Genomic DNA, 23305 nt, shown 5'->3' with positions numbered 1-23305 from the left:
CAGATGATAGTCAATTTTGGATATGTTGCTATGAGCGAAATTTTAACGAATGCATCTCCTTCTCAAACAATGACAGCTCAGCAGTTTTCTAAAATAAAAGATAAAGAAGCTGGATTAAAGAAGTTAGAACGGATTGCACAAAATAATATCGAAAATTGTTTAAGGTTATTAAAACATAATGCAGCTCACGATATTTCTTTTTTTCGCTTCTCTTCGAGAATCGTTCCATTAGTTAATCACTCATACACTGAAGGTTGGAAATATGAACGTGCGGTCTTACCGCGACTTAGAGAAGTTGGTGAGTTTGTCCAATCAAATCAAATGAGAGTGGACTTCCACCCAGATCATTTTGTTGTATTGAATAGTACGGATGAAGAAATAACAAAACGTTCACTTCAAACGTTGTTATACCATTATAAATTATTAAAAGGGATGAACGTCGATCCGACTCACCGGTGTGTTTTGCACATTGGGGGTAAAAAAGAGGGAAAGGTTCAAGGGTTAGAAGCGTTTGTTGAGAATTTCTCTAATATCCCAACTACACTTGGAAAAATGATTATGCTTGAAAATGATGATACAGTTTACACTTTAGAAGATGCTTTATACTTGGGTGAAAAATTAGATATACCTGTTATCCTTGATCTTCATCATCACGATGTCAATTATGGTGAGTTGCATTTAAGTGAATTATGGCCACGAGTCTTAAAAACATGGGAAGGCAGTCCATTACCAGTTAAAATACACATCTCTAGTCCAAAGTCCTCTCCAGATGATAAAAGTCATCATGATTATATTAATAAGGATCGTTTAATTGAATTTCTGCAACTGGTTAATGGGAGTTGTGAAAGAATTGACGTTATGATTGAAGCAAAAAAGAAGGATCAGGCTTTATTTCAATTAATGGAAGATTTAAAAGCTGAAAAAGACTGTAAATTTATTTCCCAAGCAACTATTGAGTTTGTCCAAACTTAGACATTCGCTAACATCTATCTCTCATGTTATAATACATAGCAGGAGGTGGCTAAATGATATCGTCGATGACGTCATTTGATATTTTAGAAGAAACGCACCAATTATCTCAAGTCATATTATCCTCTGAAGTGTTTTATCACTTTAAAGAGTGTAAATATAAATTACAGCATGATAAAGAAGCACAAACTTTAATTAAATGTTTTGTTCAAATAAAAGAAGATTATGAGGAAGTCCAACGTTTTGGAAAGTATCATCCTAACTTTCATGAGACATCTAAAAAGGTCCGTGAATTAAAACGTGAATTAGATTTACACCCTGTAATATCAGCGTATAAGAAAGCAGAAACAGAGCTTGATCAGTTATTGATTGAAATCAGTCGTATCATTGCAAATACTGTTTCACCCCATATTAAAGTTCCTTCAGGAAACCCATATTTTGACTCAATTGCATGTGGCGGTGGTTGTGGAACTGGTGGAAGTTGCGGATGTAAATAAGGGATTCGAAGAGGTTGACTAAGTGTCAACCTCTTCTCTTTGCCTAAAAAGCCAATTGGAAGTTTAGTTTATATTTGTGTTGTTCAAATTGAACGGTCATGTTTTAAAACGAATACAGTCCATACATCCATTCCCGCAACAAAACATTTTTTCGCTAGGAACTAAAAAACGGAGTCTGTATATATAGATATCTTCCATTTTTCTTACATAGGCCATTTCAAGTGTTAACCGTTTTCCTTTCATAACTGTCATGGCTGCTGACTTTAATGTATTTTCGAGCTCAACATGACTGGTTGTTGTTTGAACATAAAGAAAGGGGAGATGTGTAAATTTCTTTTTTGTCACAGAAGTAATGGCCGGATTATTCTTTAATAGTTCCATGAAATGGTCCCAAACGGTTTCTAGTGACATGATAACCTCCCTTATAGTTGAATTTTGTAATTTGTGATTGAACGAAACACATGGTATCCGCTTACGGAAGCACCAATCGTTCCTGCTCCTGGAAAGATGGAATCGCCACACATCCAAGCATTTTTCAGGGGAGATCGGTGTGATAAGCTATAAAATAAACTATTCCTAGTCGTTTGTGGAAAACCGCCAACCATTCCTTCTGGTCGATGGGTGAACCTTTCCCATGTTTTCGGAGACCCGGACAGCTGTAAAATAATTTGGTCTTCAATCGTAGGAAAAGCATATTTTATTTTTTCAATTATCTTATGTTCTAATTGTAACTTATTTGTTTTGTAATTTTCCATGTGAAACCATTTATCAGTCTCAGTATGGGTTGAAACTGTTAATGTTCTGTATCCTTCAGGTGCTCTTAAAGTATCACCTTTCTTAGATAGTGATAAAAAGATATGATCACCGTCAATCAAGTTATTATCTCTGGAAATCACTTGTTGAAATAATGGTAGCTGTTCAAAATAACCTTCTTCTTTTAATGCAAAGTACATCGTAAATGCTCCCCAAGTAGGGAGGTCTGCTTTCTTCTTAAATCGTATAGGCAACTGTTGAAAAAGTGTTGGTTCAAGAATTTTCTTTAATGAATGGACAGGGACATTAAATATGACGTGAGTTCCATGCCATTCTTCACCTTTTTGGTCTGTGACAACCCATTCATTCCTTGTTCTTTTAACATGGGCAACTTTCTTCTTTTTTAATGTGCTGCCATTTTTGTCCTGAATATGTTGAGCTAGTTGTCCAGCAATGACATATAATCCACCGTCAACATAGAAAGCACCTTCGTGATAAATATCAAGTGCTAGTGCACCTAATATACTTTGGCATTGCTTACTCGTCGTTTGCATACTATCGATCAATTGCCCGTCAATATAGTGCGAAAATAAATCGTTTTCATCAATAGTACAGCTCTTTAATAGATCCATAATGGTTTTATTCACTAAAGGTAGTAACTTTAAAGAGGATGGTGACAACGATTGAAGCAAAAAAGCCCATTCGCTAAATGTGTTGGGAGGTAAACTCGGGAGATTTTTCATTAGTTTCTTTACTTCTGATGAAATCATCCATATTTTATTATAGAAAGTATCAATTGCTGCACTTTTTTTAGGAAACAGTGATTTTATAGCTTCTAGGTGGGCTTGACGATCTTGCAGCACGCCGATTTTCTCACCACTCTCAAAATGAACATCCATTATGTGGTCTAGCTGTTGGTAAGAAACTGGTTTATTTAAATAGTCCATCACTCGTTTATGAATTCCGTTTTTTTCAAACCCCATGCCTAATGTTGCACCGACCGGAAATAGAAATTCCTTACGGTTAAACTTAGCTGCACAACCTCCCCATTCATTAGAAGCTTCGAGTACGGTAATCTCATATCCGTTATTTGCCAATAATGCACCGGCTGTTAAGCCCCCTATACCGCCTCCAACAACAATAACCTTTTCCGCCATATTAAACCCCTCTTTTATAAATTTGTTATACAAATATTATACACAATAAAAAATGACAGTGCTTACAAAAATAAATTGTCAAACTATTGCTCAATAACATTAATTCTGCTAGACTGAAGAAGTTATATGATATGTGAAAAGGGGAAAATATTTATGCTTGCTAGTCACAGACAAGGCTTGGCAGTATGGCTACACTCGTTGAAATATGCCAGACAATTGCGAAAATTCGGCAACGTTCATTATGTTTCAAAAAAAATGAAATACGTTGTACTATACTGTGACCAAGAGGATATCGATGGAATGGTTGATCGACTCCAATCACTTCACTTTGTTAAAAATGTAGAAGTTTCAATGAGACCTTTTGTTAAAACACAATACCAAAATGCAAAGCCTGATAAAGCAAAAGAGTACGATTATAAAATGGGAATATAAAAAAAGGAGGCTGAAATTCAAAAAATTCAGTCTCCTTTTTTATACGAAATTCTTTAGAATTTAAGTTCTGGAATAAAATGATTTAACCGAAGAACGCCAATTAAGTATTGGTAATATAATTGCTTTTCGTTAAAAATGTCAGAAGGTTTAACTTCTAGTTGGAAAATATCATGGTTCAGCTCATCAGCTAATGATTTAAAAAGAGAAAAGCGTTGATTTTCTTTCCACTCTGGTTGAGGAATACCTTCTCGGCAAATGTATAAGGGCATATAATTTCCTGGTTCCATTGGTTTTAAAACTACGACGAGCGAGGTCATTTTCCTATTGTTAATCGTCGTATTTAAGCGAACGAGATGATGTATACGGTGGTGATTGCTTCTTGCAATTTCCATTAATTCATATAGGTCTGAATAGCCTTCTCCTAATTCAATGAAACGTTGTAACATAGTAGGTCTCTCCTTATTCGTCCTTAATAATATCCTATTAGAGGAAGTTCAAACGGCTCTTTTTGTCCTCTTTTTTGAATATGTACTATTAAATAATGTAGCATCGAAAAAAAATCCTCGCAAGGATTTCCTTGCGAGGTGCCCTACAACATACAATGTATGTACAAGGCTATGGGAGAGGAGAAACCGGAGGAAGAACTTATGGGGAAACGTAAGTCTTCTCCGCGGTTGTTGCAACATCTCTCAATGTTGCTAATCTTATTATGACCACAATAATTTTCACTAATACATCGATTCGTAATTTTTTTTTATTCGCTTGGTAAATTATCCTATTCTTTAGTTTTTTAACCTTTTATGATAGGATAAAAAACAAAGAAGAATGCTAGCTGCGATGAAGGAAAGGTGTATGCATTGAGAGTCATTTCAGGTGAAAAAAAAGGACAGCCGTTAAAAGCTGTTCCAGGTACAACAACGAGACCTACTACAGATAAAGTAAAAGAATCGATATTTAATATTATCGGGCCTTATTTCGATGGAGGATGGGTGCTTGATTTATATGGAGGAAGTGGTAACTTAGGCATTGAAGCACTCAGCAGAGGTGTAGAGAAAGCGATTTTTGTTGACCAAAATAGAAAAGCTGTAGAAATCATTAAAGACAACTTAAAAGTATGTTCATACACAGACCGTGCGGAAGTATACCGTAATGATGCAAAGCGCGCATTAAAAGCACTGATTAAGAGAGAAGTATCATTTACATATATCTTTTTAGACCCGCCGTATGCAGAGCAAAAAATAGAGGCTGAAATTGGAATCATTCATGACTTTAATTTATTAGCAAGCGGCGGGACCATTGTGGCTGAACACGATTCAACTATTGAACTAGCTGAACACATTGGGTCTTTCTCCTGTAAAAGGCGTGAAGTATATGGGGATACAGCTATTTCATTTTATGAATAATTTATAAGATGCATAAGGAGGAAGAAGAATGGCTAGTATTGCAGTTTGTCCAGGAAGTTTCGATCCGGTGACTTATGGACATCTAGATATTATTACGAGGGGTTCTAAAGTTTTTGACAAAGTGATTGTAGCGGTTCTGCATAATCGTAATAAAACACCATTATTTGAGGTAGAAGAACGGGTAAAGCTGCTCCAAGAAGTTACAGCACATTTAGAAAATGTTGAAATTGACTCATTTAATGGATTATTAGTGGATTATGTGAAGCAAAAGAAAGCTTCAACGATCATTCGCGGGTTGCGAGCTGTATCCGACTTTGAATATGAAATGCAAGCGGCTTCAATTAACAGAAAACTTGACCCTGAAGTAGAAACTTTCTTTATGATGACAAATAACCAGTTCTCATATTTAAGTTCAAGTATTGTAAAAGAAGTTGCAAAATACGGTGCAAACGTATCAGATATTGTTCCAGATGTCGTTGAAGCTGCACTGCGTACAAAATATAAGGACCTGAAATAAAAACCATTTCAACATGAAATGGTTTTTATTTTACCATAAGGGCACGTTTTGTACGGATGCCAATATAGAGTAGAAGACCAAATAACGTAATTAATGATCCAAATTGAACGAGGCTGTTCCAACCTGTAATTATCCAATTCCAGGACTGTTCTTGAAGAAACACTGGAATGGTTCCATCGTGACCAACTTCCACTTGACTGACATATAACGGCTTCCATAATAAGATTACAATCACGGAAGCGAAAATCCCGTGTAATATTCGAGCTATGAAGTACGGCTTAAACCGAATATCGGTTTCCGCTAGTATACTAGCAACTTGAGCTTGGACGGAAAAGCCGCTAAAGGCTAAAATAAAACTAGCAATAATGACTTGTTGAAATAATGTAGCATTGGCTTCCGAAGTCAATTGACTGCCAAGCGTTATTTCAAATAATCCGGCGATCAGAGGCATACTTAATTCGCTAGGTAAAGCTAAAAAAGTGAAAAGAATTGAAATAAAAGATGATAATAACGTAAGTACACCTATTAAACTTAGTAGTTGGTTTAATACAGAAAATAAAATAATAAATCCACCAATCATTAATAATGTATTAATGGAGGATTGAACAGCATCACCTAGTAGCTTCCCAATCGGACGACCATCTTTTAGGCGTTCTTCATGAAGAGATTTGATGGCATCTTTAAAATTTCTATTCGGCTGCAATCCTGTTGTTTGAGGTGACGTTTCTTTACCACCATGAAACCTCATGACAAAACCAACGCAGAAATTTCCCAGATAGTGAGCAAGGGCGAGGACAACACCTAGTGTTGGGTTATGAAAAAAACCGACCGCTACTGCACCGAATATAAAGAGAGGATTAGATGCATTCGTGAAAGTTACAAGACGTTCAGCTTCTAGTCTACTAAGTTTCTTTTCCTGCCGTAAACGTGCTGTTAATTTGGCACCAGCTGGGAATCCAGAAGCTAAACCCATAGCCCACACAAAGCCACCGACACCAGGCACTCTGAAAACAGGTCTCATAAATGGGTTTAGAAGTGTGCCAATAAATGTGACGACACCAAAACCGATGAGCAGTTCTGAAACGATAAAAAAGGGCAATAATGAAGGAAACACAACTTCCCACCACATCGTTAAGCCACGTAGTGAAGCTTCGAATGATTCTTTAGGATATATCATTAGTGAAGCTGTTAACGAAGTCGCTAATATTGCAAGTACAATTGTTTTAATCATTGAAGAATTCAAGAGGGCTTCCTCCTTTTTGAACAAACACTTGAAACAATTCAACCTGTCCCACTAATCAATATACGTATAGCTCGTCAATTTAGACCATATGATTGAAAACAGGAGTTGTAACCTGTAAGATAGGAGTGGATATTTTTGGATCGACCTAAAATTGGATTAGCTTTAGGATCTGGCGGAGCAAGAGGGTTTGCTCATATTGGTGTATTAAAAGTACTAGAAGAAGCGAATATTCCAATTGATTTTATTGCGGGGAGCAGTATCGGGTCCCTAGCCGGTGTCTTATATGGTGCAGGACAATCACCAGAAACGCTTGAAAAATTTGCTAAACTATTTCGACGAAAGTATTATTTAGATTTCACAGTACCAAAGATGGGGTTTGTTGCAGGCAAAAAGGTAAAAGAACTCATTCATATTTTAGCTAAAGGCAAAAACCTAGAAGAGCTGTCTCCGCCAGTCTGGGTTGTAGCAACAGATTTATTAAAAGGAGAACGAGTTGTATTTAAAGATGGTCCTGCAGCTCCTGCTATTAGGGCAAGTATTTCAATACCCGGTATCTTTGTTCCTGAAAAAAAGGATGGACGTCTGCTTGTTGATGGTGGTGTGATTGATCGGGTACCTGTATCTGTCGTTAAAGAAATGGGAGCGGATATTACGATTGCTGTTGATATTTCGTATTTTCAAGTGGATCCGCCAATTTCTTCAATCTACGATGTGATATTACAAACGATGGATATTATGGAGCGTGAAATGGTACGTCTCCGAGAGATTGATACGGATGTTATGATCCGTCCAATGGTAAAGCAAGCAAGTTCTATTGCTTTTACTAATGTAGAAGAATATATCCGGCTTGGGGAGGAAGAAGCTAAAAAGCAACTCGATTTAATCCATGAACAAATTGACAGGTGGAAGGAGAAACAATTGGATGGTCATTGAAAAAAAGAAAAAAATAAGTAAAGCTTGGATTATTGGAGCTATATTAATTGTGTTGCACTTTTATAAATTGCCTTTTTACTATTCTCAACCAGGAGATGCTAAAGAGCTGGCTCCATTTGTAGAAGTAGAAGGTGGATACAAGGAGGAACAAGGGTCCTTTATGCTAACAACAGTGTTAATGGGACAAACAAATGTTTATTTTTATGCATGGGCTCAGCTAAGTGATTATCGAGATATTTATCCTGAGGATCAAATAAAACGCCCAGAAGAAACAGAAGAAGATTACCTTCACCGACAACAAATGATGATGACTTCTTCGCAGGATGCTGCAAAGATTGCAGCCTATGAATATGCAGGGAAGGAAGTCAATATTTCGTATAACGGTATTATGGTTACTTCATTCATCGAAGGAATGTCTGCAGAAGAGTATTTGACCCATGAAGACCGGATTTTAGCAGTAGATGGGTACAGGGTAAAGACGGTCAATGAGTTAAATAAAAGATTAGCTGGCAAAGATTTAAGTGAGGAAGCAGTATTAACGGTGCTTAGAGACGGTGAGGAAGTAGAAATTGCAGTTCCCTTATCACCATTTCCAGAGGATATAGAAGGCGGGGAAGGGAGAGTTGGAATTGGTATTATGTATCCAGTTACAGACCGATCGATCTCATTCACCCCTGAGGTAACAATCGATGTTCAAAATATCGGCGGCCCTTCTGCCGGCTTTATGTTTGCATTAGAAGTTCTTAATCAATTAACTTCAGAAGATTTAACGAAAGGGTATCATATCTCTGGTACTGGAACAATTGATGAACAAGGAAATGTAGGACGTATAGGTGGTGCTAAACAAAAAGTAGTAGCTGCTCATAATGCAGGCTCGGATATATTTTTTGTTCCTAAAGAAGGTGGTAGAGAGGGTTCGAATTATGAAGAAGCAAGCGCAACGGCACAGGACCTAGGAACATCAACCAAAGTGATCGGAGTTAATACACTAGCAGAAGCTGTTGAATATTTAGAAAGTCTCGGACCTAAAGAAGAAAAAGAAAGCTAATGTGCTAGTGTCGGTTCAAGTGTTAAAAACCAAATCATGTCATCAAAAAATAAGACATTGACTTACTTTCAATGTCTTATTTTTTTAGCTCTTCAGTGAACCGAATAGGGGACTGAGTGTATTCTTCTCTCAGGCGGTCGTTTTGTAAACGATTCGGTAAAGCGAGCGCATATATATTAGCAACTTTTTTATCTAGTTCTAAAATTGGATGATGAAAAGAATTTACTTTTGTAATCAATGGGATGTCAACTAACTTCTTTCTCTGGTTTAAATATGCTTGTCCTTTAGCGCTCATACCGAGCAGGCGAAGGTATGGTGGTGAGTTTTTTGCATTGGCCCATTGCATGTCTGCTTTTTTCGTATTCGTTAAAATATGTAAGCAGTAGCGTTGCAACCGGTTCCAAGTGTAACGCTTTGTTTTAATCGAATGCATAAACTCAGCAAAGCTATTAGCAGTATTAATAAAGCGTTTTAAGCGAAATTCTAAGCCTTCTTCACCTTCATAAATCTCAGCGAGCTCAGCTTCTGTTGATGAAAGAATTTGATACTTAAGCATTGGAAAATAAAGCTCCCAATCATGGAGTGTATGATTAGATGTTTCATAGTAAGTTAATAAATCTAATGTGCTTTTAGGCATGACTTGATGGATTGTTCCTTTTTGATTGGCAGACTTGTTAAAAATCGCTTTTCTAATACTTGTAGCACTGGCAATCGTTTCAGAAGCAAAACTTTCATCATGATATTGTGCTGATTTTCGCTGTATGGTCTTGCCTTTCATTTTGTTTCCTAAAAGATGGATTGCCTCTACGTAATGATAGCCTAGTATATTATTAGGTTGTGACAAGTCTAAGAGTTGTTGTTGTTTCCCTTTCATTGAAGAAAAAGCTAAGGAAGTTGCTTTAGGATAACTGTTCCCTTGACTCATATAAAACTGAATTTGTTCATTAAAATGTTGTTTATTTTTATTAATAAACTCATAAAGCTCATGAAAAAGATCAATGTTACCAGCCTCACTGCCGAAACAAACTTCCTCTACACCAATTGCCTGTAATATGGAAATGGAACCGAATGCAAAAATTTCTGCTTTTTGGGTAGAGTAAGCATATGGAAGTTCTAAAACAATATCAACACCAGAAGCTAATGCCATTTTCGTCCTTTGCCATTTTGACACAATTGCCGGCTCTCCTCGTTGTAAAAAGTTTCCACTCATTACAGCGATTACAACATCACCTTCTGTAACACGTCTTGACTCCTCTAAGTGAAATAAATGTCCATTATGAAAAGGGTTATATTCAACGACCACTCCGACTGCTTTCATATTCTCTCCTCCAAGCATAAAATACCAACGAAAAAATGAAGGTAAGCTTTGTTTTTCAGTCATAGACGAATGTAGCAATAAAAATACATAATAGTATAGTAAAATTTACTAATAAAAAGTATAGCATTTATAAAAGAACTTGCAATTCTATTGGGAAAAATGATAAAGTAAACACTTGAAAATAGTGTAAAGAAAATAAGTTGACAAATAATAATTACACAGCTATAATTACTCTTGTTGCCTTGAGGTGATTTTTTTGAAGTGGACAATTCAACAACTAAATGGTTTAAAAAGTAGGGGATTAACGTTTGACGAGACGGTGGATCTTAGTGATATCAAAAAGCTCGACCCGCAGATACGGGATATCAGCCCGGTTCGAGTGATCGGTGAAGGGATATTTTCTAAGAATTTGATTTCGTTTCCGCTTGAAATAAAGGGAGAAATGACATTACCTTGTTCTAGATCGTTAATAGATGTGGAGTTTCCCTTTCACCTTCAAGTGAAAGAAGTGTTTAGTTTAGATGACCATGCATGGATAAGTGAAGATGAGGAAGATGATGTTCACACTGTTGAAGGAGAAACAATTGATCTCGTTCCATACATAATGGAACATATCCTTCTAGAAATACCCTTGCAGCTTATCAGCAAAGAAGCTGATGAAAAAGGCCTTCAATCTGGTCAAGATTGGGATTTAATTACGGAAGAAAATAAGAAAGAGCGTATTGATCCTCGCCTTGCAGATTTAGCTAAATTCTTCGACGAACAGTAATATTGGGAGCATCGGCTTTTTCGGCCTTTATTGTTCTGGTTAGCATTGACTAACCGCATAAATATCATAAATGTAAAATTTTAAGTAACATTGACAGCCCTTTAAGGAGGTGGGAATGATGGCAGTACCTTTTAGAAGAACTTCAAAAACTCGCAAAAGAAAACGTCGTACTCACTACAAATTAGCAGTACCAGGTATGGTAAAGTGCCCTGAGTGTGGAGAGTTAAAAATTGCACACCGTGTTTGTAAAGAGTGTGGATCATACAAAGGACAAGACGTTTTAAACAAATAATAAATGAGTTTCATAAACAATAAGCAAAAGGGAGTAGCCTTTTGCTTATTTTTTTTGTTTTACGTGCTGATGCTTATCGTCGTCGTAATTGTAGGTGTTTTCTTACTCTTAAAAATAACAACTCAACATAATGAGTGGATTAAAAAAGTAGTTTGATTGATGGTAAGATTATTATGGGTGATAATAGGATATATGTCTTGCATCTAACTTTTTTTACTTGAAGGAGATATAAGAAAAATGTCGAAATAGATTAAAAATGAAGGGGGCAATAAAGTTGGAAAAGGTACAATTGGTTCGTGAAGACGGAATTGCGTGGTTAATTATTAACCGAGAGGAAAAAAGGAATGCGGTTGATTATGACGTAATGAATTTATTAACAGAAAAATTAGATGAAATTGAAGCGAATGAACAAGATAAAATGGTTGTCATAAGGGGAAAAGGAGATCAAGCCTTTTGTTCTGGTGGAGATCTTTCCATCTTTCATCTATTACATACGAAAAAGCAGGCAGAGGAAATGCTTTCAAAAATGGGTGAAATATTATTTCGACTTTTTTTCTTTCCCAAACCAACCGTTGCAGCGATTAATGGCACAGCAGTTGGCGGAGGGTGTGAATTAGCGACTGCCTGTGATTTCAGGCTCGCTGCACCACATGCTAAAGTAGGGTTTGTTCAAGGAACGCTTGGTATTACGACAGGTTGGGGTGCTTCCACGATGTTATTTGAGCGAATCGATCATGCAAACGCACTGCGAATGCTTCTGACAGCTGAACGATTGAATGCGCATGAAGCAGCTAATCTTAATTTCATTCAACAGATTATAGAAACGGATCATTTTGACTCTGGCTGTAAGGAATGGTTAGCTCCGTTTTTAAAACAATCAACACCTGTGTTGAAAGCATATAAAAAGCGATGGACAGATCGTTTTGATAAAGCGAGTGTAAAAAATAGGTTCTTAAACGAAATTGATGAGTGTTCGACATTGTGGGAGTCAGATGAACACCATGCTGCTGTGGAACGGTTTTTATCCAAGTAATCACATTTCTAACTAAGAATGCGTTTTCAGCTAACTAGAAAACTCTTTATTCGCTCTTGTGAATACTTTAATTAAATCGAGGACATAATCCTTTAATAGAACATAAAAGTCTATCTTATCTAGTAGATGCATAAGTATAGACAAAAGATGTTTTAGGAGGGATAACAACATGTCTATTATTCGGCAAGACGCATGGACGAATGATGAAGATTTGATATTAGCTGAAGTGGTTTTACGTCATATACGAGAAGGCAGTACACAACTAGCAGCGTTTGAAGAAGTCGGTGAGAGGCTGCAACGAACATCGGCGGCGTGTGGATTTCGTTGGAACTCAGCTATTCGAAAAAAATATGATGCAGCCATAACATTAGCGAAGAAACAACGTAAAAAAGGAAAACTAACGCAAAGTGACGATCAAGATCAAGCAAACTATGAAGTTGAAGCTAGTGAAGAAATAGCTGCAATTCCTGTTGTGAATTCGGTTGTGGAAGAAGAACCTGAAGCTCCAGCTTCAAAAGAGCAAAGAGCTCCGGTGTCTGATATGACGCTCGAAGACGTCATTGACTATTTACAAACTTACGCTAGCAAATTAGGACAAAGTAATCAACTGGAAGATGAAAACGAGAAATTAAAAAGAGAAAACGGAAAGTTAAAAGAGTCGAATGAAAAACTAAAAAAAGAAATAAAAGTCATTAAAAAGGAAAAAGAAACTATTAATGAAGATTATAGAACGTTAATCAATATAATGGATCGGGCAAGAAAGATGGCCGTCCTGCCTGAAGAAAAAACAAATTAACCGTTAAAAAAGTCGACTCACGTTGAGTCGACTTTTTTAACGGTTAATCCTCTGTTACTATTTGTTCTTTTACTCCTTCTGAATACCAAACGTAAGGGTTTTCACCACGGTCCCGCATAGGTAAGTAGTTAACAGATTCAAAGCCCATCTTCTTCCAGAATTCATCTGATCTCTGTCTTGCGTTCGTTTTGACTGGTAGGTTAAAGCTTTTTGCGAAATCTACTAAAGCTTTTCCATATCCTTTATTTTGGTATTTCTCTAGTACCTCAAGTTTAAATAGCTCTAAATAGTCTTGTGGCGGTTCAAAGTATTGGTCAAACTTACCTTTCACTCGATAAAGGCTCATTCTTGCAATCAATTTATTTCCGTAATAAATCCCGTAAAAAGGTGACTCGCTGTCATTCTCGATGATATTCGCTTGAAGGTCTTCCTTCATTGAGAGTTCAGGGGCTCCATATTCTCTAAAGTTTTGGAATTCCTCTAATGTTTTATAATTAATAAGTAAGCGCTTAACTTCCGGCTTCTCCATAAGATGACCTCCCTAATTGATAGTAGTAATTTTAAGTGAAAGAAAATAATCATCATCCTACTCTATTTTACTACAAAAAGAATAGGACATCGTTAAAAAACTAAAAATTCTACTAGAATTAAAAAAGTAATAATTTTTCGATAATAATTCATAATTGTAGGAAAAAATTGAATTGACAATTCGTCTTTCAAAATAATTGTGATATTATTTATTTTAAGAGAAACTTTGCGGAGTGATGGTGTGTGAATATTGGAGTAATTGGCGGGGGCTCAATTGGACTTCTTTTAGCCGCCTATTTAAGAAAAAGTCAATTTAATGTAAATGTATATACACGTAGTAAACGACAAGCAGCGCATCTGAATGAGGATGGGATTACTCTTTATAAAAATAATCAAACTGAAGTATTCACTGTTCACGCAAAGGTAATGGATGAGCTTTGTGATTTAAGTGATGATATCGTATTTGTAACTGTAAAACAATTTCATATTAAGGCTATATGTGAACAAATGGAATGCAAATCTTCAATACCGAGAACAATGGTGTTCATGCAAAACGGCATGGGGCACCTTTCCCTAATTAAGAAACTCCCGATTGAAACGTTGTTTATTGGGATCGTTGAACACGGGGCTATGAGGCTTTCTGATACGGAAGTTCGTCACACCGGTGCAGGGACGATTAAAATTGGCGCTGTTCAAGGAACAGGTGTATGGAGTCACTTGTGGAAGTCGCTGAATAGTGAAGAGTTTCCTGTTGTCGTGCTAAATGATTGGTTAGCTATTATGGAAAGAAAGTTAGTCGTGAACTCATGCATCAACCCTTTGACTACCATTTTTAGAGTGCCGAATGGTCGATTAGTCTCTAATTTGTACTTCTTGAACTTAATGCGTAGTGTGTATGAGGAGACGGTCAAGAGTCTCAACCTTGCTGGGCAAGAAGGTTTGTGGGCAGAAGTTTTATTAGTTTGTGAGAAAACGGGTAAGAACAGGTCATCGATGTTGCGTGATATTGAAAGTGGAAATCAAACAGAAATTGAAGCTATTTTAGGTTATACGTTGCGAAAAGGGAAAGAGCAAGGGTTTGAAATGCCAATAACGAAATTTTTATTTGAAAGCATTAAAGGACTTGAACAGGAAGAGAGGGAGAAGATTGAGTAGTGCTTTCGCTTGGTTTTTAGCTACAGTTGTAACGCTTCCGATTTTAGGGTGGTACTTAGTTTATATTATTACTGTAAAAGTTACGAAGAAAAAAAGTTATTCGATTCGTCTTGCAGCAGATATTTCTTTAGTGTTTTTTATCCTAGCCGTATATTTTATTAGTTATGAAATTTGGAAGCAGTCATTTTTATGGGTTATTCTAATTGTTTTTTTTGTCGTAGCCATTTGTTTTACGATTATTCATTGGAAAGTGGCGAAAGATGTGCACTTTGTCCGGTTATTTAGAGGGATATGGCGGTTTAATTTTATCTTATTTTTTTTAGCGTATCTTTTATTGAGTACCTTTGGATTAATAACGCGGATTTTTGGTACTTAGGGATTCTAAGCATTTTATTTTGTGTACGTTTATCATTTTGCTATAATCAAATCGTTCGAGTATAAGTTTTTTATGAAAGGGCGTTACATATGAATGTGAAAGAAATTCAACTTTCACCAACAACAAAAGCAGCTAAAGCATATCTAGAAGACGATCCTCAGTTCCTTTCGTTTTTTGAATATGAATATAAAAACCAATCTGCTTATGGAAGTCGATATGAATATTTAAAAAATCGAACGTATAACAGAGACAGTTTAGTTCACGCTTTAAAAATGTATAACGAACGTCTTGTTCACAATGAAAAGGCATTATTACAAATAGAGCGTCTTCGAGATCCGAACAGTGTGGTGGTCGTTACGGGACAGCAGCCAGGTTTATTGACGGGTCCTTTATATACGATTTATAAAGCACTAACAGCCATCACGTTATCAAAGCAACAAGAGAAGAGGTTAGGCGTTCCTGTCATTCCTGTTTTTTGGGTAGCTGGTGAAGATCATGATTTTCTTGAGGTTAACCATTTATTCCTGCAAAAAAACGAAAAATTAACAAAACATCAATTATACGATAAGACAGAAGATAATAAACTCCCGCTTTCAGAAAGATCGCTTGATTATGAAAAAACACAAAAATGGATAGAAGATGTATTCTCATCAATGGAGGAAACGAATTACACAAAAGAGCTTCTTGAAACAGTAACGGTGTTATTAAAAAAATCAACCGATTACTCTCATTTTTTTAGTCAATTAATAGCATGGATTTTTAAAGAGGAAGGTCTCGTATTACTTGATTCTGCTGAACCGCAAATTCGTATGATAGAATCTCCAATGTTCTCTTTACTAATTGAAGAAAATGAATCGATACATAGGGCGTTCCTGTCACAGGCGGAGAAAGTTGCCCAATTTGACTATGGAACACCAATTGAACGAAATGAAGACAACACTAACCTTTTTATTTTAGAAGACGGTCAAAGACAAAGAATTGATCGTGTTCATGAAGAACTTTTTCTTGCAAATGATAAGAAGTACTCAAAACAAGACTTACTATCGATCGCTGAAAGGTCTCCTGAGTGTCTAAGCAATAATGTAGTAACCCGACCTTTAATGCAAGAGTATTTATTGCCTGTACTTGCCTTTGTTGGCGGTCCGGGTGAAATTGCCTATTGGTCGACGCTGAAAACAGCATTTGAGTCAGTAGGGATGAAAATGCCGCCTATCGTTCCGAGGTTTTCTCTAACCGTTTTAGAACAGAAGTACAGTGACTGGTTGAAGGGCAAAGGAATAACCTTAGAGGATGCACTTTCTAAATCTTTAGCAGATATAAGAGACGAATGGTATATTCAGCAAAAAAAGTGGGATATTGAGTCAACGGCAAAACAAGTCAAAGACGATATTGAAAGCATTCACGCCCCGCTTCGTCAAATTGCCGAACAACTAGATGAAACATCACATAAACTTGCAACTAAAAACCTTAGCATTCTTTTAGATCAAGTAGAATTTCTTCATCAAAAATTAGAACGGCAACAAAAAGAAAAATATAAGTATGAATTAATGAAATATGATGAAGTTGGGCAAATCGTATTGCCTAATCACAAGCCGCAGGAGCGCATTTATAATATCTTCCAAATAATTAATCAATATGGTCACGAGTTTATAGACGATGTCAAAGAACAAGACTTAAACATAAATGGCCAACACAAAATTATTGAATTATAATTTTTTTTCGCGAAAAAAAGAGCAAGATACAAATTAAGTACAGGTATATTAACTAAAATTTTTTTAAAAAAATCCTGCATTATAGCAGGATTTTTTTTTTGTGGAGAGAATTAGAAAATCTAGTGGTATAAAGTGGGGGGATGTGGTAACTTAGAGGTATAAAGTGGGGGATGGTGAAACGACTATGTTCATGGGGGAGTATCGGCACAATGTCGATGAAAAGGGAAGACTCATTATTCCTGCTAAGTTTCGTGAAGAACTTGGTGACTCTTTTGTTGTAACCCGTGGACTTGACCGGTCGTTATTCGTCTATCCTCAGGGCGAGTGGAAAATCTTAGAAGGCAAATTGAAATCTCTCCCATTTACAAAAAAAGATGCCAGAGCCTTTACTCGATTTTTCTTTTCCGGTGCAACTGAATGTGAGCTTGATAAACAGGGTAGAGTAAATATTGCCTCACCCCTTAGGGAATATGCACATATTGAAAAGGAATGTGTGATTATCGGGGTATCAAACCGGGTGGAAATTTGGAGTAAAGCAATCTGGGAAGACTATTTTATGGAGTCGGAAGAATCATTTAGTGAGATTGCAGAGAACATCGTTGATTTTGACCTTTAACCAATGCAACTAAGAAAAGCCTATAAGAGGTGAAAGCTAATGTTTAATCATATTACGGTTTTAAGAGAAGAGTCAGTCGAAGGACTGAATATTAAAGAAGATGGAATTTATGTTGATTGCACTCTCGGTGGTGCGGGACATAGCGAATTAATCATTTCTCGACTTGGTTTAGAAGGGCACCTTTATGCTTTTGATCAAGATGATATTGCTATTGCCAACGCAAGAGAAAAATTAAGCCGTTACGAAGGGAAATTCACTTTAATTAAAAGTAATTTTCGATTTATGAAAGAAGAACTACAGGCAAGAGGGATAGAAGAAGTGGATGGTATCCTCTTCGACTTAGGAGTATCTTCACCTCAATTAGATGAAGCAGACCGTGGGTTTAGTTACCACCAAGATGCACCTCTAGATATGAGAATGGATCAAACCGCACCTTTAAGTGCCGCTGAAGTTGTCAATGATTGGGAGTTTGGAAAACTGGTTTCCATTATTTCAAGATACGGTGAAGAAAAATTTGCAAAGCAAATTGCTAGAAAGATTGAAGCAGCAAGAGAAAAAAAGCGAATTGAAACAACAGGGGAACTAGTTGAAATTATAAAGTCTGCCATTCCTGCTCCAGCTAGAAGGACAGGAGGGCATCCGGCAAAACGTACCTTTCAAGCGATACGTATTGCAGTAAATGATGAATTAGGAGCATTTGAACAAGCCCTGGCTGACTCAATTGATATTACTGCAACTAAAGGAAGGATTTGTGTCATTACGTTCCATTCACTTGAAGATCGAATTTGCAAAGATTTGTTTAAAAAGGAAAGCAGAGGTCCAGAACTGCCTCCAGGAATGCCGATGATTCCTCCAGGGTACGAACCGAAACTTACGTTAATTACGAAAAAGCCAATCGTTGCAAGCACAAATGAACTTGAAATGAATAACCGAGCACGTTCAGCAAAGCTTAGAATAGCAGAAAAAAATTGAAGGAGGTTTTAATATGAGTAATTTGGCTCGTCAATATCAGCAACAGCAGCAACCAAAAGAAACTCAAGGTCAACAGCCAAAGCAAACAAAGGCCCCAAAACCAAAAAAGTTTTCCTTTACAAGAGGAGAAAAGGGGATAGCTTTATTAGCTGTTGTGGCGTTATCTGTAGCAGTTACCTTCATTATTGCGAATTACGGTTCGGTTTACTCTGTGAATAGGGATATTCATAATTTACAACGTGATATTCAACAACAGACTCAAGTTAATGAGGGACTTCAGTTACAAGTAATTGAATTAAGTGCACCTGATAGAATCCTACACATTGCAACGGAAAAACTTGGTATGTCTTTAGACGACAATAAGGTGAAAGTGATACAAAACTAGTTCCGATGTGAGCTAGTTTTCTTTTTAAGTAGAAACGAATGTCCTACTGCCTTAAACTCAAGAAAAAATTCTTCACAACTGATCGGATGCTAACGCCCGCAGGAATAGGATGTGATTATAATGGAAGTTCAGAAAAGACCTGTTACGAATAAGAGAGCCGTTTTTATTATGGCAATTTTTCTTATTTGTTTCGTAATACTCACCGGAAGAATAATTATGATCCAAACGACAAAAGAAGTAAGCGGACATGATTTAAAGCAAATGGCCGAACAAAGGTGGACAACCAAAAATGTTATAGAAGGTCACCGTGGAGCGATCTTAGACCGAGAAGGCAGCCCGTTGGCTCAAGAAATAAAATCGTATACGATGTTTGCAGTTTTAGACAAGGGACAAAATCATTTTGTTAAAGACCCGAGAAAGACAGCTGAAATTTTATCCCCTTATATTAATATGTCTATTGAAAATCTTGAACGATTGCTTTCTAGCGACCGGTTCCAAGTGGAATTGGGTGCTGGGGCTAAAAACATGAGTCATGAAAAAATGAAGGCTATTAAAGAATACGATCTGCCAGGAATTGAATTTAGAGAAGAACCTCGCCGTTATTATCCGAAGCAAACGTATGCTTCTCATGTCATTGGGTATACAGAAAGGGATATGGAAAAGTCGAGAATGGGTCTCGAACTTAGTCTTGATGAAATTCTTCGTGCCGAACACGGTTCAGTCGTCTATCAAAGGGACCGAAAAGGAATTAGGCTTCCAGATCCAAAGGAAACAGTTGAAGCACCTAAGAATGGTCAGAATGTGTATTTAACCCTGGACTCTAATATTCAAACAGCTTTAGAACAAGTGATGACAAAAGTTGAAGAGGATTACGATCCTGAAAGATTGATAGCTATCGTTGCTGATCCGAAAACCGGTCAAATATTAGCAATGAGCAACCGACCTAGTTTCAATCCAAATCAATATGAAGATATTAAGAACTTTATTAATTTCGGAGTTTCGTCTCGATTTGAGCCTGGATCTACGATGAAGATTTTTACGTTAGCAGCTGCTATTGAAGAAGGTGTTTATAATGGTAATGAACAGTTTCAATCTGGGACATATCGCATAGGCAAGAGGGTTGTTTCGGATCATAATCAAGGCAGAGGCTGGGGACAGATTTCTTACAATGAGGGTATGCAACGATCTTCCAATGTAGCTTTCTCAAAGATAGCTAATGAAAAGCTAGGAACAGATAGAGTCTATGATTACCTTGATAAATTCGGATTTACGAAAGTTACAGGTATCGACCTGCCTAATGAAGCTACGAGTTTAATTGCTGCAAAAAATGCGTCTAATGCTATTTCCACTGCTTTTGGACAAGCGACAGCGGTCACGCCAATTCAACAAGTCCAGGCGGCAACAGCAATTGCCAATAAAGGAAAGATGATGAAGCCGTATGTGATTGATCGAATTGTTGATCCAGAAACAGGCAAAGTTGTAGAAAAGAATGAGCCAACTGAAGCAGGACAACCGATTTCGGAGGCTACTGCAAAGGAAGTCATCGATATACTAGAGACCGTTGTTACCTCTTCGGCTGGAACAGGAACCCCTTATTATATCGAAGGTTTTGATGTGATCGGTAAAACGGGAACTGCTCAAGTACCTAATCCAGATGGACCAGGGTACTTACGTGGACACGGAAAAAATATTTTCTCATTTTTAGGAATGGCGCCTAAAGATGATCCTCGTGTCATCGTATACGTAGCTGTAGACCGCCCGAAATTAAAAGAAACAGAAGCTGGTTCTGCACCAGTATCACAAATTTTTAATACGGTAATGAAACATAGTTTACAATATTTAAATATAAATCCAGGTTTTCAAGATAAAGTAGAAAGCGAAGAAATAGGGCTTGAATTGAAAGCTTATAAAGGAAAAGCTGTAGAGACTGTTAAGAGTGAGTTAGAAAGTGAAGCATTACAAGTTATTGTTCTAGGTGATGGGAATAAGGTCGAAGGACAGCAGCCCGAAGCTGGGCGTTATGTGATTGAAAATGAAAAGGTTGTTCTCGTTACAAACAGTGAAACTTATGCGATGCCAAACATTGAAGGTTGGTCGTTCCGTGATGTCATGAAACTATCAAAAGCACTCGATCTCAATATAAATATATTTGGAACCGGATTTGTAACAACCCAAAGTGTTAGCGCAGGAAGTCCTGTTAGAACAGAAGAACATATTACTGTTGAACTAGAATTACCTAATTATGAAAGTTATTCGGATGAAGCAGACCTCGAAGATGGAGAGATTAATGAAGAACAATAAGTGCCTCTCTCTTTGTTCTAATTATCTAGTATTCCGCATATAAGTAAAACAAGGATGACAAGCCTTGCTATATGTGAAATCTAGGTTGGAAATTGGGGGTACAAGTAGTGCGAGTGTCCAATGTAACCGTACGAAAACGTTTAGTATTTGTATTAATATGTGGTTTAATTATTTTTTCGATCATTGCGATCCGTCTCGGCTATGTACAATTTGGTATGGGGGACTGGTTAACTGACAGAGCAGAAGATTCTTGGAGTCGTGATATACCGTTTGAAGCAAAGCGTGGAGAAATTTTAGATCGAAATCAAGAAATTCTCGCTACTAATGTTAGTGCACCGTCAATATTAGTAGTTCCTCGTCAGGTAAAGCAACCTGCTGAGACAGCTGAGAAATTAGCAAACGTTTTAAATATGGATAGAAAGAAAGCGTATGAACTCATTACGAAAAGTGCATCATCTGTTAGGATTAATCCAGAAGGAAGAAAAATATCAAAAGAAAAAGCAAATGAAGTACGAGCACTAGATTTGCCAGGGGTTTATGTCGCTGAAGATAGTAAAAGACATTACCCTAACGGAAAGTTTTTAGCACATGTATTAGGTTTCGCTGGAATTGACAATCAAGGGTTAACAGGACTGGAGTTAACATATGACGAACATTTGAGTGGAAAAAAAGGACATGTATCTTTCTTCTCAGATGCTAAAGGTAAGAGATTGCCAGATTTAGCAGATGAGTACACGCCTCCAGTTGATGGTCTAAATTTAATGCTTACCATTGACAGCAAGGTTCAAACGATCATTGAACGAGAGTTAGATATAGCAGAAGCTACCTATAACCCAGATGGTGCTATTGCCATTGCAATGGACCCAAATACAGGTGAAATTTTAGGGATGTCGAGTCGACCACATTATAATCCTGAAAATTTTCGTGAAGTTCCACCAGAAATCTACAACCAAAACAAGCCGGTTTGGATGCAATATGAGCCGGGTTCTACTTTTAAGATTATAACGATCGCAGCGGCTTTAGAGGAAGGCGAAGTTGATTTACACAAAGAGACATTTAATGATCCAGGGTTTATTGAAGTGTCTGGACACCGGTTACGTTGCTGGAAAAAAGGTGGACATGGACACCAGACGTTCTTAGAAGTCGTACAAAACTCATGTAACCCGGGATTTGTTGTTTTAGGTGAACGGTTGGGGAAAGATCGTTTGTTTGACTACATTGAAAAGTTTGGATTTGGTCAAAAAACAGGAATCGACTTGCAAGGTGAAGGAAAAGGGATCCTTTTTAATCGAGATAGAGTCGGCCCATTAGAATTAGCAACTACTGCCTTTGGTCAAGGGGTTTCTGTTACGCCAATTCAACAAGTAGCGGCGGTTTCTGCAGCCATCAATGGCGGATATTTGTATCAACCTTTTATCGCGAAAGAATGGATTGACCCGGTAACAGGACAAGTGGTAAGTTCTCAAGCTCCAATATTAAAAAGAAGAGTTATTTCGGAAGATACATCTAAAGAAATTCGCCATGCTTTAGAGAGTGTAGTTGCACTTGGAACTGGTAAAGGCGCATATGTAGATGGGTATCGAGTTGGAGGAAAAACGGGTACCGCACAAAAAGCAAAAGACGGTCGCTATTTAGAAAATAATCACATTGTTTCATTTATCGGAATGGCACCAGCGGATAACCCAGAAATTGTTGTCTATGTAGCCATTGATAATCCAAAGGGGACCGTTCAATTCGGTGGGGTCGTTGCAGCACCGATTGTTGGAAAGATTATTGGTGACAGTCTAGCCGCCATGGGAGTTGACAAACGAACAGACCAGATTGAAAAAGAAAAAGCTTGGAATGATGAACCTATTATAGAAACTCCAGATCTAGTTGGCCTTTCTATAAGGGAGATTAATCAAGCTTACTATGATCTGAAAATTGACGCTTCTGGAAGTGGGTCCAAAGTGTTAGCCCAAGCACCAGAACCTGGTGTGAAAGTAAAAGCAGGTTCAACGATAAGACTTTATATGGGTGACAAATCAGACACAACAGACTAAAATAGTTCTGTAACACTTTAATTCCCTCCGGTACATATTTCGGAGGGATTCATTGTGT

The 23305-nt window shown here is 37.2% G+C and carries 25 protein-coding genes; 19 read left to right on the top strand and 6 right to left on the bottom strand.

What is annotated here, in order from left to right; genetic code table 11:
• The first annotated feature begins 3 nt into the window (after nt 1-3).
• Both uvsE and N7Z68_RS06790 read left to right on the top strand, forming a co-directional pair.
• Nucleotides 4-972: a UV DNA damage repair endonuclease UvsE gene (gene uvsE, locus N7Z68_RS06795; protein ID WP_275117705.1), complete on the top strand. Its 969-nt coding sequence runs from the start codon at nt 4-6 to the stop codon at nt 970-972.
• 53 nt (nt 973-1025) lie between these two features.
• A complete protein-coding gene (locus N7Z68_RS06790; RefSeq protein ID WP_275117704.1) occupies nt 1026-1466 on the top strand; it encodes a YlbF/YmcA family competence regulator in 441 nt (146 codons plus the stop codon).
• Nucleotides 1467-1562: 96 nt separating this feature from the next.
• Here N7Z68_RS06790 and N7Z68_RS06785 read toward each other — a convergent pair whose 3' ends face one another.
• Both N7Z68_RS06785 and N7Z68_RS06780 read right to left on the bottom strand, forming a co-directional pair.
• A complete protein-coding gene (locus N7Z68_RS06785) occupies nt 1563-1877 on the bottom strand; it encodes a hypothetical protein (protein WP_275117703.1) in 315 nt (104 codons plus the stop codon).
• An 11-nt stretch (nt 1878-1888) separates the two neighbouring features.
• Nucleotides 1889-3376 (bottom strand): phytoene desaturase family protein, encoded by a 1488-nt coding sequence (locus tag N7Z68_RS06780; RefSeq protein WP_275117702.1) that lies wholly within the window; start codon nt 3374-3376, stop codon nt 1889-1891.
• A 153-nt stretch (nt 3377-3529) separates the two neighbouring features.
• Between N7Z68_RS06780 and N7Z68_RS06775 the strand changes: the two genes are divergently transcribed.
• Nucleotides 3530-3808, top strand: a complete 279-nt coding sequence (locus tag N7Z68_RS06775) for a YlbG family protein (protein WP_216830894.1) — start codon at nt 3530-3532, stop codon at nt 3806-3808.
• A gap of 53 nt (nt 3809-3861) precedes the next feature.
• Here the strand turns inward: N7Z68_RS06775 and N7Z68_RS06770 are convergent, their stop codons facing one another.
• A complete protein-coding gene (locus N7Z68_RS06770; protein ID WP_275117701.1) occupies nt 3862-4254 on the bottom strand; it encodes a DUF7147 family protein in 393 nt (130 codons plus the stop codon).
• Between the two features lie 411 nt (nt 4255-4665).
• On the opposite strand from N7Z68_RS06770, the gene rsmD reads away from it, so the two are divergent.
• Complete coding sequence (gene rsmD / locus N7Z68_RS06765; RefSeq protein ID WP_275117700.1) at nt 4666-5211, top strand: 16S rRNA (guanine(966)-N(2))-methyltransferase RsmD; 546 nt, start codon at nt 4666-4668, stop codon at nt 5209-5211.
• A gap of 28 nt (nt 5212-5239) precedes the next feature.
• Nucleotides 5240-5728 carry a pantetheine-phosphate adenylyltransferase gene (coaD, locus tag N7Z68_RS06760; RefSeq protein WP_275117699.1) on the top strand — a complete coding sequence of 163 codons (489 nt, stop codon included), beginning with the start codon at nt 5240-5242 and terminating at the stop codon, nt 5726-5728.
• Nucleotides 5729-5753: 25 nt separating this feature from the next.
• Here coaD and spoVV read toward each other — a convergent pair whose 3' ends face one another.
• Complete coding sequence (spoVV, locus tag N7Z68_RS06755) at nt 5754-6971, bottom strand: dipicolinic acid transporter SpoVV (protein WP_275117698.1); 1218 nt, start codon at nt 6969-6971, stop codon at nt 5754-5756.
• Between the two features lie 135 nt (nt 6972-7106).
• On the opposite strand from spoVV, the gene N7Z68_RS06750 reads away from it, so the two are divergent.
• Both N7Z68_RS06750 and N7Z68_RS06745 read left to right on the top strand, forming a co-directional pair.
• Complete coding sequence (locus N7Z68_RS06750; RefSeq protein ID WP_275117697.1) at nt 7107-7904, top strand: patatin-like phospholipase family protein; 798 nt, start codon at nt 7107-7109, stop codon at nt 7902-7904.
• Complete coding sequence (locus N7Z68_RS06745; RefSeq protein ID WP_275117696.1) at nt 7894-8952, top strand: SepM family pheromone-processing serine protease; 1059 nt, start codon at nt 7894-7896, stop codon at nt 8950-8952. Before N7Z68_RS06750 ends, N7Z68_RS06745 begins: the two co-directional genes overlap by 11 nt.
• Before the next feature lie 76 nt (nt 8953-9028).
• Here the strand turns inward: N7Z68_RS06745 and N7Z68_RS06740 are convergent, their stop codons facing one another.
• Nucleotides 9029-10270, bottom strand: a complete 1242-nt coding sequence (locus N7Z68_RS06740; RefSeq protein WP_275117695.1) for a nucleotidyltransferase — start codon at nt 10268-10270, stop codon at nt 9029-9031.
• 247 nt (nt 10271-10517) lie between these two features.
• Between N7Z68_RS06740 and N7Z68_RS06735 the strand changes: the two genes are divergently transcribed.
• From N7Z68_RS06735 to N7Z68_RS06720, 4 genes are all read left to right on the top strand, one after another.
• A complete protein-coding gene (locus N7Z68_RS06735; RefSeq protein WP_275117694.1) occupies nt 10518-11039 on the top strand; it encodes a YceD family protein in 522 nt (173 codons plus the stop codon).
• A gap of 118 nt (nt 11040-11157) precedes the next feature.
• A complete protein-coding gene (gene rpmF / locus N7Z68_RS06730; RefSeq protein WP_075385538.1) occupies nt 11158-11331 on the top strand; it encodes a 50S ribosomal protein L32 in 174 nt (57 codons plus the stop codon).
• A gap of 274 nt (nt 11332-11605) precedes the next feature.
• Nucleotides 11606-12364, top strand: a complete 759-nt coding sequence (locus N7Z68_RS06725; protein ID WP_275117692.1) for an enoyl-CoA hydratase/isomerase family protein — start codon at nt 11606-11608, stop codon at nt 12362-12364.
• 169 nt (nt 12365-12533) lie between these two features.
• Nucleotides 12534-13160, top strand: a complete 627-nt coding sequence (locus N7Z68_RS06720; protein WP_275117691.1) for an RsfA family transcriptional regulator — start codon at nt 12534-12536, stop codon at nt 13158-13160.
• A 43-nt stretch (nt 13161-13203) separates the two neighbouring features.
• On the opposite strand, the gene N7Z68_RS06715 is transcribed toward N7Z68_RS06720, so the two are convergent.
• Nucleotides 13204-13689 carry an N-acetyltransferase gene (locus tag N7Z68_RS06715; protein WP_275117690.1) on the bottom strand — a complete coding sequence of 162 codons (486 nt, stop codon included), beginning with the start codon at nt 13687-13689 and terminating at the stop codon, nt 13204-13206.
• A gap of 242 nt (nt 13690-13931) precedes the next feature.
• Between N7Z68_RS06715 and N7Z68_RS06710 the strand changes: the two genes are divergently transcribed.
• The 8 genes from N7Z68_RS06710 (at nt 13932) to N7Z68_RS06675 (ending at nt 23247) form a co-directional block, all read left to right on the top strand.
• On the top strand, nt 13932-14843 hold the full coding sequence (locus N7Z68_RS06710) for a 2-dehydropantoate 2-reductase (protein WP_275117689.1): 912 nt from the start codon (nt 13932-13934) through the stop codon (nt 14841-14843).
• Nucleotides 14836-15219: a DUF3397 domain-containing protein gene (locus N7Z68_RS06705; protein WP_275117688.1), complete on the top strand. Its 384-nt coding sequence runs from the start codon at nt 14836-14838 to the stop codon at nt 15217-15219. The genes N7Z68_RS06710 and N7Z68_RS06705 overlap by 8 nt, the downstream gene beginning before the upstream one ends.
• An 89-nt stretch (nt 15220-15308) precedes the next feature.
• On the top strand, nt 15309-16931 hold the full coding sequence (bshC, locus tag N7Z68_RS06700; RefSeq protein WP_275117687.1) for a bacillithiol biosynthesis cysteine-adding enzyme BshC: 1623 nt from the start codon (nt 15309-15311) through the stop codon (nt 16929-16931).
• Between the two features lie 184 nt (nt 16932-17115).
• Entirely contained in the window at nt 17116-17547 is a 432-nt protein-coding gene (gene mraZ, locus N7Z68_RS06695; RefSeq protein ID WP_075385736.1) for a division/cell wall cluster transcriptional repressor MraZ, read from the top strand.
• A gap of 39 nt (nt 17548-17586) precedes the next feature.
• Nucleotides 17587-18519 carry a 16S rRNA (cytosine(1402)-N(4))-methyltransferase RsmH gene (rsmH, locus tag N7Z68_RS06690; RefSeq protein ID WP_275117686.1) on the top strand — a complete coding sequence of 311 codons (933 nt, stop codon included), beginning with the start codon at nt 17587-17589 and terminating at the stop codon, nt 18517-18519.
• Between the two features lie 13 nt (nt 18520-18532).
• On the top strand, nt 18533-18904 hold the full coding sequence (ftsL, locus tag N7Z68_RS06685; RefSeq protein WP_275117685.1) for a cell division protein FtsL: 372 nt from the start codon (nt 18533-18535) through the stop codon (nt 18902-18904).
• A 120-nt stretch (nt 18905-19024) separates the two neighbouring features.
• Nucleotides 19025-21205: a penicillin-binding protein gene (locus tag N7Z68_RS06680; RefSeq protein WP_275117684.1), complete on the top strand. Its 2181-nt coding sequence runs from the start codon at nt 19025-19027 to the stop codon at nt 21203-21205.
• A gap of 107 nt (nt 21206-21312) precedes the next feature.
• Nucleotides 21313-23247: a stage V sporulation protein D gene (locus N7Z68_RS06675; RefSeq protein WP_275117683.1), complete on the top strand. Its 1935-nt coding sequence runs from the start codon at nt 21313-21315 to the stop codon at nt 23245-23247.
• The last annotated feature ends 58 nt before the right edge of the window (nt 23248-23305 follow it).

Source organism: Alkalihalobacterium chitinilyticum (genome assembly GCF_029028005.1).
In the GTDB taxonomy this organism is placed as follows: Bacteria; Bacillota; Bacilli; order Bacillales; family Bacillaceae_F; genus Alkalihalobacterium; species Alkalihalobacterium chitinilyticum.
Note: the sequence above shows the minus strand (reverse complement) of the source record. Positions and strands in the feature narration are given on the sequence as shown.